Source organism: Pedobacter sp. SYP-B3415 (assembly GCF_004138205.1).
GTDB lineage: Bacteria > Bacteroidota > Bacteroidia > Sphingobacteriales > Sphingobacteriaceae > Pedobacter.
The window spans coordinates 64,563-76,199 of record NZ_RXNQ01000022.1; the positions used below are offsets into that span (position 1 = coordinate 64,563).

Below are 11,637 nucleotides of genomic sequence, written 5' to 3' on the forward strand. Positions count from 1 at the left end.
TCCAGTCTGAGGGTCGCGGGATATCGAAATCCTTTTCGAATTGTGCATTACACAGCGGACAGTTTTCTGCATGCCTTTCCACATGCGCTTTGTGCCTGCAATTTTTTTCAGCAATGCTTCGCTCCAGGTGCTTATGCGTAAGGCTCCAGGGAAAAACAGATAAAGCAAAAACCATCAGCAGGCTGATGGCCAGAAACTTTGCAATATTTGACTTACGTGTTTTCAAGCAGCCAAAATTAGCAATTTCGGCCGTCATCTAAAAGTAACAAAGCAGTGCCTGGTTTAGTCCGCCGGCGCTTCAAGAATCTTCAGTTGTTCAATGACCTGTTCTTCCTGGACGGGATAGGGAACATTATTGACTATAGCTTCATAAACGGCATCAAACAAGCCAAGATAGTTACCAGACTGCGGTTTTATTCGCTCTGTATGCTTTTCGCCCTTTTCGGTGATGATGGTCAGCTGTCCGTCTTGCCCATCCCCTTCTATTCCGTATCCCGGGTCGGTTGGTTTAATATGCTGAAGCAGTTGGGTTTCCTGCACATCTGTTCTGTTTTTTATAAAACTCCCCCTGGTTCCATGCAGCACAAACCCCGCCTGTGGTTCGGCTGCCAGCAGGCTTGATGTCAGGAACACACAGAAATTATTTTCATACCTGAGCTGGATATGAAAGTAGTCATCGACAGCTGTACCTGGCCGGTTGGCTGAAAGAACCTTGTTAAATGCAAGCGGGGCACCAAATAGAGTGATTGCCTGATCAAGGAGATGTGGACCAAGGTCATACTGCAGTCCGCTGGCTTCATAGGGCTGCTCTTTGAAAAACTTAGGACCAATGGCCGGGCGGTACCGGTCATACCTGAAATGCGCTTCAATGGGTGTGCCGATCTTGCCACTGTCCAGGACGTTTTTAATGGCAAGAAAATCACTATCCCAGCGCCTGTTATGGTAAACCAGCACTTTCCGGTTTTGCTGCCTGGCAAGATCAAACAGCTCCTGTGCCTCTGCAGCGGTGGCTGCGAATGGTTTTTCTGTAAGTACATGTTTCCCTGCCAGCAATGCCATACGCGTATGCTCGTAGTGCAGGTAGTTTGGTGTATTGACAACCACGAGCTCAATAGCCGGGTCAGCGATCAGTTCTTCAATAGAATCATAACTGATTATACCTTCATAATCTTCAGCAGCCTGCTTCTTACTACGTTCTACAACAGCCCGGAACTCAAAGCCGTCGTGTGCCGCCACAAAAGGGGCATGAAAAACTTTTCCGGACATTCCGTATGCCAGGATACCGGTAGAAATGCGTTTGCTCATATGCAAAGCTATCATTTTGCACCGGGCCGGCTAAATAAAATGTCAGAAAAACCCCGGCTTGCTATGGCCCGGCCGCAATTCTTTATCTTTGCACCATGAAGCCTTCAGAAATAAATGCCAAGTGGAAAGTGCTGCAGCAAAAACTTGCAGAATCGTTTGATTCGGATCTTCCTGACATGAAGGTAATGCTGTTTTTAATTGGCGTTCAGGAACTTGGAAAGGGTCCTAAGAAATATAGCAAGAGACAAAAGGAGGAGCTAATGCACATTGCAACTTGCAGGCTGCTGAGTGAAATGGGCTTTTATGAGCTGGAAGGACTGGACCAGGACGGATGGCCGCATTGGAAACTTGTCAGGCAACTCCCGCCCTATACAATGCTCGAGCAGGAAATGCTGCTGAAGTCATTGGCCGTTAGATATTTTACAGACATCTATCCTGAACTGGGCGCATAATTGCCTTAAACAAAAAACCGCCCGGCATTTTGCCGGGCGATCTCTTTTCATAGGTATATGTTGATCTTCTTTTCAGAAGGTTGTTGCAGAATTATCCCTGACTTTTTGCTTCTTGTTTCAACTGGTCATTTGCAATAATCACCACTTCAACACGACGGTTTTGAGCACGACCGTTTTCACTTGCATTGTCTGCGATTGGTTCGGTTTTGCCTTTACCAATGGTTTGAAGTCTTGATGAAGGAACACCTTGTGATACTGCGTACGATTTTACAGCCGCTGCACGTCTCTCAGAAAGACTCTGGTTGTATGACGCTGAGCCGATACTATCTGTGTGGCCTATGATCCGGATGTCTGTACCCGGGTATTTATTCAATGATGAAGCCAGGCTTTGAATATTTGTTTTGGCATTATCTTTCAGTGCAGACTTGTCGAAATCGAACAAAATTCCGCTGTCAAATTTTACGATAATCCCTTCGCCTTCACGAATTACTTCTGCGTTTGGAATTGCGTTTTGGATTTCTGCTGCCTGTCTGTCCATTCTTCTACCGATAAAAGCACCGGCTGTACCGCCTACAGCACCACCGATAATTGCTCCAACGGCTGTGTTACCTGCTTTCTTACCGATAATGGCACCAAGTGTACCGCCTACTGCAGCACCGATACCCGCGCCTTTTTGAGTTTTGGTAAGACTATCGCAACTTTGCAAAGTCATTGCGCCTACTGCCAATCCGATACTGAGCGTTGCGATTTTTATTTTTGAGGTATTCATAACTGAGGTATTTAAGTTTAACAATTGCACCTTTTCAAACTCAATGCCAAAAAAGTTTACCCGGGCAGAAAAACTAAAATATTGGCTTTAGCACCACTAAAACGCAAAGAGCAGGACGATCGTCCTGCTCCATGCTTTACTTATTGATGATTTTGTAGTTTATTATTAACCCGAGAAGTAAGTCTCCAGCTCTGCCAGGGTGTTCTCATCCGTCTGAATATCTTTAATAACCTGACCTTTTTCAACCAGCACAATGCGGTTGCAGATATCTGTAACATGATTCAGATCATGACTGGAGATAAATGTAGTCAGGTTTTGCTTCACGCTGAGATCACGAAGAAGATTTTTAAGCCTGATCTGCGTAGTCGGATCAAGGTTGGCAAATGGTTCATCCAGCACCAGAATTTCAGGTTTCTGCATCAGGGCGGCCGCAATGCCGACTTTGTTCTGGTTACCTTTCGAAAAGTCGCGGATATATTTTCCTCGGTTCAGGATTTCTCCGTTAAAAAACTCCTCGTATTGGCGCAGGTAGTCTGCCACGTGCGCAACAGATAAGCCGTGCAGGCTGCCGATAAAGGTAAAATATTCTTCGGGCGTAAGGTAATCGATCAGAAAACCCTCGTCCAGATAGGAAGCCGTGTAATCTTTCCAGGCGCTGTTTTTTGAAACATCTTCGCCTTTGGAAAAGACAGCGCCTGATGTAGGGCGGATCAAATCCAGGAGCATCCGGAAAAACGTTGTTTTACCTGCACCATTATTGCCTACCAGGCCTACGGTTTCGCCTGCCCGGATTTCCAGCGCCGGTATATCGACAACTGTTCTGTTGCCGTAAATTTTCTTGAGGTCTTTAATTTCGATCATAACTATTCTCTGAAGCCTTCGGCCAATTTATAACGTTGTTTTTCAAATTTTTTTGTCAGCATGTTTATCCAGAACGGTCTCATAAGCCAGGTAATGAGGCCGAACAAGCCAAGGGCAATCAGACCGATATATGGCTTATCGGCCAGGCCAAATGGAATATAAATAACCAGGGGAAGCAGTAAAAACGGCAAACCAAGAATCCATTGCGTAGCACCAACACCCTGCCAGTTAAAGCTCGCACCCTTGCTCAGATCGAGCCGTTTGAAATTAAAGTTTGCAAAATACAGGACGATAACGGTACCAAAACCGACATTGTACAGATAAGCGGCCAAATGCAGCAGCAGAAGTTTCCAGCTTAGAAAGCCGTAAAAACTCGACAATAGTGTAACCAGGGTACTTGCAATCGTAAAGAGAAGGAATTTGGCCCTGATAAAGTTCTTGAAATCCACTTTGTTGGCAAGCAGACCGTCGAAGTGAGCGCTTTGCCAGGCATACATGAACTGGCCATAGGTAATGATGGAGATACCGGTCATAAACACCGCTGCAAACAGCATCATGCCAAAAGAATCTTTTGCAAGGTGCTCCTGTTTATAGAATAGAAATCCGTAAAACAAGAATAGTGCACCCATCGTCAGCGAGTTTTTTGATCGCTTATGACGCAGAATAAGTTTAAGCTCAAGCGCGGCCAGTTCGCCAACGCGACCAAATCTGTTCAGGAATGCGTAGTCTGTACTGGCCTTTTTCTCTTCGCGTGTGCTAAGTTCCTCCGTATATAAATTTGCGCGAAGGTAGGCTGAGTTGATCAGAAAAACGATGAGCGCCATGACCGGGAAAATCAGCGCCAACAGCGGCTGCTTCATCACCGGCATAAAAATAGCGCTCGAGAAACCTAAAATGGAGATAATGTGAAGGTACTCGAGTAAGCCGAAAACCGCCAGTACGGCAACAACCAGTATCGCGATGAAAGCATTGCCGATCGATTTACGTTTTACATACAGAACCAGGTAGTTATTAAATAAGCTCAGCGAGATAACTGCAACAAACATCATTACGCCAGCTGTCGTGCCATATGCCTGACTAATGCGGTAAAGCGTAAACGGGCCAAAAAGCAGAAACGGATAAAGGTTGAAAACGGTAAAGAGCGCCCGCAGATTCAGGAAGTTTACAATCTGCTGCTTCCTGATATTGAGGTGCAGATAAGGCACAATACTTAAGGTAGGCAGATCCTGAAGTTGCAGTCGCGCAGCAAAATCCAGCACAAAATTATAAAGCAATAAACCTGTAAAAACGACAAACACGTCCTGACCGGGAAACAGCTTTCCTATAAACTGTGGCATGAAAAGTCCGATAGCAATCGCGATGAGCATAAAGTACAGCATGAAAAAGCCCAGGACAACCTGAGCAGCAATACTGCCGCCCCGGTTTCGAGAGCGCCAGAAGCTTTTCCATTGGTGCGTTAAAAAAGTAGTTAGCATATTAATAGTTGTATTTGTCTTTCCAGTTTTGCCTGAGTTTTTCTCTCATTTTTTCTTCCGCAGGATTTTTTCCCGGATCGTAAAGCACGGTACCGCTCAGCGGTTCGGGGAAATACTCCTGGGCAGAGAAGTTCCCTTCATAGCTATGCGCATATTGATAATCCTTACCGTAACCAATATTTTTCATAAGTTTTGTCGGCGCATTCCTGATGTGCAAGGGCACAGGCAAATCACCGGTTTGTTTAACCAGCTGTTGCGCCCGATTGATAGCCTCGTAGGAAGCGTTGCTTTTTGCAGACGAAGCCAGATACGTAACCGTTTGCGAGAGGATGATCCGCGCCTCCGGATAACCGATTACATTAACGGCCTGAAAACAATTGTTTGCAAGCAGCAGGGCGTTCGGATTAGCGTTCCCGATGTCTTCTGATGCAAGTATAAGCAGACGCCGTGCAATGAACGACGGGTCTTCACCACCTTCGATCATACGCGCAAGCCAGTACACCGCTGCATTCGGATCGCTGCCGCGGATGGATTTAATAAAAGCCGAGATGATATCGTAATGCTGTTCTCCTGCCTTGTCATACAAGGCCATGTTTTGCTGCGCATGACGGAGTACATTTTCATTGGTCAGCGTGATTTTATCGCCGCCAATGCCATTGATCGCGATCTCAAAAACATTCAGTAATTTTCTTCCATCGCCGCCCGAGAGCCTGATCAGCGCTTCGTGCTCCTTGATCTTGATCTTTTTTTCCTGAAGTACCGGATCTTTAGTCAGAGCGGACTGCAGCATGCCCAGCAATTCCTCTTCGGTAAGCGATTGCAGGATGTATACCTGACATCGCGAGAGCAATGCGGATATCACTTCGAATGATGGGTTTTCGGTAGTTGCGCCAATTAGTGTCACCAGCCCGCGTTCTACGGCACCCAAAAGGCTATCCTGTTGGGATTTGCTGAACCGGTGTATTTCATCGATGAAGAGGACGGGTAGTCCAAGCAGGCTGTCTTTTAACTGGGCTGCCTTTTCGATCACTTCCCGGATGTCCTTAACACCTGAATTGATAGCGCTCAGGTTGAAAAACGGGCGGTCAAGTGTCTGCGAAATGATATAGGCAAGTGTGGTTTTACCAACCCCCGGTGGCCCCCAGAATATCATTGAAGGCAGCTGTCCGCTTTCTATGGCTTTGCGAAGAACGGCACCCTCACCCACCAGGTGTTTCTGACCGACATACTCATCAAGGTTATGCGGCCGCATCCGTTCAGCTAATGGCGCCAGGTTCTGCATCCCTGTAAAGATATCAAAATTGGACGATTTGTGGCAAAAAAGCCTAAAGACAGCGGGTCGTTGCGCACTGCCGCCGCTTCCGGCTACGATTTATAGGAAATCCGGTATACCAGGTCTGCAAAGTCATCTGAAACCAACAGCGAGCCATCTTTCAGCTGCAATACATCTACAGGCCTGCCCCAGGCCTTGCCGTCTTTCAGCCAGCCGCTGGCAAAAGTGCTGTAGCCTACAGACTTACCATCCTTTAGCTTGACCACAGAGAGCTGATAACCGATCGGCTTCGATCTGTTCCAGGATCCGTGCTCGGCAAGTATGACCTGGTTTTTATAACTGTCAGGAAACATCCTGCCGGTATAAAATTTCATTCCAAGCGCTGCGCCGTGCGGATGCAGGTTAGCAACAGGAGGTGTATAATCTGCCGGATTTTTTCCTTTGCCAAACTCAGAGTCAATAATGGTTCCCTGGTGAACATAAGGATAGCCAAAATGCATTCCGGCCTTAGGTGCACGGTTCAGTTCGTCGGCAGGCTGGTCATCGCCCATCATGTCGCGGCCATTTTCTGTAAACCAGAGTTCTTTTGTCTGCGGATGCCAGTCAAAACCGACAGAATTGCGCACGCCATGAGCAAATACCTCGAAGCCGGTACCATCTTCATTGACACGAGAAATTGAAGCAAACCTCGGATCTTTCTCACTGTCATTACAGTTGTTGCAAGGCGCGCCAATCGGTATGTATAATTTGCTATCAGGTCCGAACGCCAGGTATTTCCATCCATGATGCTCCTTATCGGGTAATTTATCGAAGAACAGAACAGGTTTCGGCGGATTCTGGAGTTTGTCTTCTATGTTCTCTAACTTCCATATTTTACTGATCTCAGCAATGTACAGCGTTCCATTTCTGAAGGCGACGCCGTTTGGCGTATCAAGATTATCGGCAACGATATAAGTTTTTTCGGCTACACCGTCCTGGTCCGCATCAACCAGTGCATAGACCTTTTTTCCGTCACGGTTCCCTACGAATACGGTCCCTTTGTCGCCCAGCGCCATAGACCGCGCATTGTCAACCTTTGCGAAGACGGAAATCTCAAACCCTTCGGGTAGTTTGATCGAGGACAACAGCGGGTTTTCTACCTTTTTGGTGGGCCGGTTGCAGGTCACAGCCATCAGGGGTAAAGCCACAAGTAACCCGCAGACAAAACGGAGTGTTTTCATATATTTAGTGCTTAAACGAATTGATAACAAATTGAGCACGCGTAAGTTTGCCGAGCCAGCCCACCGATTCATTATCTTTGTTGCATGGCCTTAACCCCTCAAAACAAAAAGTACTTAAATCGCTTTTTCAACGCCCTGCTCTTCGCTTTTTTTCTATGCGTTGTCTTTTTGCCGCCTGCACGGGCCATGCTTCTTCAGGGCCTAATGAAGATTGGCCTGTTCCGGCCCGATCTCGATGCAAATGCACAGCCATCAGCTGCAGGCAGTCTTAAGGGCATCCGTTTCAGCGATAGGCATGGTAAGACGGTCGATCTCGGCGACCTGGAAGGGAAGATCATATTTATCAATTTTTGGGCTACCTGGTGCCCGCCTTGCCGGGCTGAAATGCCTTCTCTGAATAAATTATATACAGAATGGAAGAAGGACGAAGATGTTGTTTTTCTCTTCGTAGATGCGGACAGCAAATTACAGCTTGCAGAAAAATTTCTGCAAAATAAAGGATACTCCTGGCCGGTTTATACGGCGGCAAGTGATGTTCCCCGTGAAATATTCGGCGGATCCTTACCCACGACCGTGGTCTTCGACAAACAGGGGCGCCTGTCGTTCAGGCATGAAGGTATGGCCGACTACGGTAACAAGCGGTTTGACGAATTTTTTATCAAACTGAAGAGCACAGGATTAAAGCGGTAAATTTAATTTTACGACAAGATCGACAAAAGAGACCTCGACTCCTGCAAAGTTGGTAACTTTCGTAAAATTACCAACTTTAGGTTAAATTTTTACCTTATTAACTATAATTTATTTTGCTGTGCGATCAAATATTTTATCGGCCGCCCTGCTATTGTTTGTTAACTTTGCGGCATGATAACCTCTTTTGATGCTTCACTCGCTAAACTCTCCATACACCGTACCGGCAACAGAATGCTGGAAGAATACTATGCGCTGTCAGATGAACCGCTGAACCTTGAAGACGAAATTCTTTCTTCACTTCTTATGCAATACTTTTTGAAACCGTTCGAGAAGTTAAACGAAGTATATCATTTTCAGCATTCCAGCGGCAATCTGGATCTGAATGAGGTATTTCATTTTGCGAGCGAGATCTTCCGCGATTCCGAGCTTTTTCATGAAAATTCCCAACTGCTCGCAAAGTACCTGTATGATGTAGCTAATCACCCCAAAATCAAGTCGGGGGAAATGTATGTTACTTTATTCAATCAGATTCAGATTGAAGGTGAACAGGCCCAGGCGATAGGCATTTTCAAGTCTGAAACGAAAGACACGTTTCTAAAGGTCTTCCCGAAAGATGGCGGCTTCGGGCTAAGTTACGAGCAGGAAGGCATTAACATCAACAAGTTGGATAAAGGTTGTCTGATTGTAAATCTCGCAAAGGAAGACGGATACAAGGTCCTGGTGGTAGACCATACCAACAGGCAGACAGATGCGGCCGTTTACTGGAAAGACGAGTTCCTAAAACTAAAGATAAGGAATGACAGTTATAACCAGACGCAGCAGGTGCTGGGCGTTTACAAGAATTTTGTCACTGAGGAATTGGATAAGTCTTTCGAGATTTCAAAAGCCGACAAAATTGACCTGCTCAATAAGTCGATGAAATACTTTAAGGACAAGGAGAGCTTTGATATGGAAGAGTTCGGAAATGAGGTAATCGGGAATGATGAGGGTATTGCGTCTTTTATGAGTTATGCCAAAAATTTTGAAGAAGAATTTGAAAGTCCGATACCGTCCAGTTTCGAAATATCTGAAGCGGCTGTAAAAAAGCAATCACGGGTTTATAAGAGCGTGCTTAAGCTGGACAAGAACTTTCATATTTATATTCATGGAAATAAAGAGCTCATCGAGAAAGGCTTTGATGATGAAAAACATATGAATTATTACAAAGTTTACTTTAAGGAAGAGATCTGATGGGTAAAAACAGTGCGAGCAAGGAACATGTAGAGGCGGTTGCGCAGACGATCATGGCTAATTTCATCCCGAAAAACCCTGAAGCAAATGTGTTCAGCTTTCATTTCACGCTTCCGCCGGCAGAGAATTACCGGGCGCAATACGCGAAAAATAAAGACGGAAAAAACTGGGATTTAATTTCGGTAAATCCGGCGTCAGACAATTAGCGACGGCTTAATACCGGTTTTGCCTGAACTGACACAGGCACATTGGTTTCATCTTCGGGAAGATGGATGAAGAAAGTGGAGCCTTGTTCAGGGACACTTTCAACGGTAATGCGAAGGCCAATGCTGTTTGCAAAATCCTTGCACAACAGCATTCCTAGGCCCGTGCCCTTTTCGCGGTCTGTTCCAGGCGTGCTGTAGCGCTTGTCAGAGAACAGACTTTCAATGGCTTCGGCACTCATGCCCACACCATTATCCTTAATGCTAAGGACGTTTCTGCCTTGATGCTGGGCCCACGCCACAGAAATGGTGCCGCCCTGACGGGTAAATTTGAGGGCGTTTGAGATGATGTTACGAACAATGAAGTTCAATTTCTCACGGTCTGTATAAATCTCTGCTTTTGCCGGCACATCATTCACGAGGGAAATGTTTTTTTCCAGGGCTCGCTTGGCAGAAAGCATGAAGTTTTCGCGTACGATATTTTTGAGAGCTACATGTTCGCGCCGAACGGATTGCCCGTCCATCTGCGTTCCGGCCCAAATGAGCAGGCTGTTTAACATTTTCTGTGTAACATCGATGTCGTCTGAAAGCAGACCGACGAAGTGCTCCATTTCCTCGCGGTCCAGCTGTCCGCCTTTAATGAGGCCCAGAATGGAATCGAGAGAGGCCAATGGAGATCTCAGATCGTGCGATATCACAGAGAAGACTTTGTTACGGATCATATTAGCAGTAACAAGCGCTTCATTTTTCATTTTTAATTCAGAAGCCTGCTGCTCGATCTGCTTGTTTTGAATACTGATCTCATCATTTTTTTGCTCAATGATCCGGTTCTGATCCATAAGCTTCTGGTTGGCCCGCATTGTTTTGTGGCGGCTCCAGAGAATAAATCCAGTAAGAATAAGCAAAAAAGCAATGGCGATAAAAGCCTGAACCTGGGTTTCGTTCTTTCTGAGAATAGTCGCCAACCGGCTGCTGCTTTCTCTGGCTAACTGCTTTGTCAGCTTATCTTTTTGTGCCGTCTGATATTTGATTGCCAATTCTTCCCTTACTTTTTGCCTGGACTCTGCAAATAGCTGGCTGTCACGTGCCTTGTCCTGCAAGAGCATTTCGTACGCCTTCTTATAGTTTCGAAGGGCGCTATTTACTTTTTCGACGGTGCCGGAAGCGCCCGAAATTATGTAATCAGACTTGGTTGATTTAGCAACCGCATACGCACTGTCGGCATATCTGATTGCTTCTTCATTGTTTTTTTGCAGCAGATACAGATCAGCGATACTGCTGAGTGCTGTTACCTCACCTTCTTTGTTGTCATATGACCGGTGAATGTTCAGCGACTCCTTAAAAGCAGCAAGAGCCTGCTTGTAATTCTTTTTTTCCAGATAAATCTGGGCGAGCATGGAAAGGCAATTCGCCTGACCTTTCCTGTCGTTCAGCTCTTTTTTGGTTTGCCTGGCAGCCAGAATAAACCGGACCGCCTGCTGATAATCGGCCTGTTTTTTTTGTGAAAGCCACCTATCCTTATAATAACTTCCGATATTGTTGTAAAGCAGCGCCAATCCCGGCTTGCTGTTCTTCTTTATGGCATAGGTAAGTGCTTTCTTATAAAACTTCACTGCCTCTTCGGTATTCGTGAGTCGATAGTTGGCGTTGCCAATGTTGATCATAGACTCCATCATACCGACTGTATCACGCATTTTTTCGCGGATAGACAGGGCGTGGTAATGGCTTTTAAGCGATTCGTCGAACTGAGAGAGAATAAGCTGACAAACGCCAATAAGATTCACAGTTTTCGCTTCACCCTTCTCAAAATGAAGATCCTGCGCAAGTGCCAACCCTTTTCTTGCAAAATCTAAAGCTTTCTCTGTGTCTGAGGTATAATACTGTCTTCCAAGATTAAAATACAACCATACCTTTGCAGTATCCGGCCTGGCCTTAGAAAGCGCATGCACCAGACTATCGGCAGTCTTCTGCTGACTGAAAACCGAGAGCGGCAGGAGCAAAATGAAAAAAAACAGACGAATCTGAATAACCAGGCGTTGAGTAATTTCGGGCATGACACGTGAGCGTGGGTCAAATATCGGAATTTAAGTCGTCACTTCAAAACGCTGATTTACAGGCATACAGACAAATTCCAGTTTTGAAATTTCATTTAGAGAAAA

Annotated in this window: 11 protein-coding genes; 4 read left to right on the forward strand and 7 right to left on the reverse strand. The window is 45.8% G+C overall.

Features of this window, described 5'->3' with window-relative positions:
- Positions 1-282: 282 nt before the first annotated feature.
- Positions 283-1,305 (reverse strand): Gfo/Idh/MocA family oxidoreductase, encoded by a 1,023-nt coding sequence (locus EJV45_RS09005; RefSeq protein ID WP_129715344.1) that lies wholly within the window; start codon positions 1,303-1,305, stop codon positions 283-285.
- Positions 1,306-1,400: 95 nt separating this feature from the next.
- Here EJV45_RS09005 and EJV45_RS09010 point away from each other — a divergent pair, with 95 nt between their 5' ends.
- Positions 1,401-1,757 (forward strand): hypothetical protein, encoded by a 357-nt coding sequence (locus EJV45_RS09010; protein ID WP_129715345.1) that lies wholly within the window; start codon positions 1,401-1,403, stop codon positions 1,755-1,757.
- 91 nt (positions 1,758-1,848) lie between these two features.
- On the opposite strand, the gene EJV45_RS09015 is transcribed toward EJV45_RS09010, so the two are convergent.
- The 5 genes from EJV45_RS09015 to EJV45_RS09035 all read right to left on the reverse strand — a co-directional run bounded on the left by EJV45_RS09015 (position 1,849) and on the right by EJV45_RS09035 (position 7,355).
- Positions 1,849-2,526, reverse strand: coding sequence for an OmpA family protein (locus tag EJV45_RS09015; protein WP_129715346.1), 678 nt, complete (start codon positions 2,524-2,526; stop codon positions 1,849-1,851).
- Positions 2,527-2,691: 165 nt separating this feature from the next.
- On the reverse strand, positions 2,692-3,387 hold the full coding sequence (locus tag EJV45_RS09020) for an ABC transporter ATP-binding protein (protein ID WP_129715347.1): 696 nt from the start codon (positions 3,385-3,387) through the stop codon (positions 2,692-2,694).
- Positions 3,388-3,389: 2 nt separating this feature from the next.
- Positions 3,390-4,862 carry a DUF5687 family protein gene (locus EJV45_RS09025; RefSeq protein WP_129715348.1) on the reverse strand — a complete coding sequence of 491 codons (1,473 nt, stop codon included), beginning with the start codon at positions 4,860-4,862 and terminating at the stop codon, positions 3,390-3,392.
- Between the two features lies 1 nt (position 4,863).
- Positions 4,864-6,144 carry a replication-associated recombination protein A gene (locus EJV45_RS09030; RefSeq protein WP_129715349.1) on the reverse strand — a complete coding sequence of 427 codons (1,281 nt, stop codon included), beginning with the start codon at positions 6,142-6,144 and terminating at the stop codon, positions 4,864-4,866.
- Positions 6,145-6,227: 83 nt separating this feature from the next.
- Positions 6,228-7,355 (reverse strand): sorbosone dehydrogenase family protein, encoded by a 1,128-nt coding sequence (locus EJV45_RS09035; protein WP_129715350.1) that lies wholly within the window; start codon positions 7,353-7,355, stop codon positions 6,228-6,230.
- Between the two features lie 84 nt (positions 7,356-7,439).
- On the opposite strand from EJV45_RS09035, the gene EJV45_RS09040 reads away from it, so the two are divergent.
- The 3 genes from EJV45_RS09040 (at position 7,440) to EJV45_RS09050 (ending at position 9,481) form a co-directional block, all read left to right on the forward strand.
- The gene (locus EJV45_RS09040) at positions 7,440-8,045 is read left to right on the forward strand and encodes a TlpA disulfide reductase family protein (protein ID WP_129715351.1); all 606 of its coding nucleotides are present in this window, start codon (positions 7,440-7,442) and stop codon (positions 8,043-8,045) included.
- A 171-nt stretch (positions 8,046-8,216) separates the two neighbouring features.
- Positions 8,217-9,275 carry a nucleoid-associated protein gene (locus EJV45_RS09045; protein ID WP_129715352.1) on the forward strand — a complete coding sequence of 353 codons (1,059 nt, stop codon included), beginning with the start codon at positions 8,217-8,219 and terminating at the stop codon, positions 9,273-9,275.
- Positions 9,275-9,481, forward strand: a complete 207-nt coding sequence (locus tag EJV45_RS09050) for a hypothetical protein (RefSeq protein ID WP_129715353.1) — start codon at positions 9,275-9,277, stop codon at positions 9,479-9,481. Before EJV45_RS09045 ends, EJV45_RS09050 begins: the two co-directional genes overlap by 1 nt.
- Here EJV45_RS09050 and EJV45_RS09055 read toward each other — a convergent pair.
- Positions 9,478-11,532 carry a tetratricopeptide repeat-containing sensor histidine kinase gene (locus EJV45_RS09055; protein ID WP_129715354.1) on the reverse strand — a complete coding sequence of 685 codons (2,055 nt, stop codon included), beginning with the start codon at positions 11,530-11,532 and terminating at the stop codon, positions 9,478-9,480. The genes EJV45_RS09050 and EJV45_RS09055 overlap by 4 nt on opposite strands.
- Positions 11,533-11,637 lie beyond the last annotated feature (105 nt).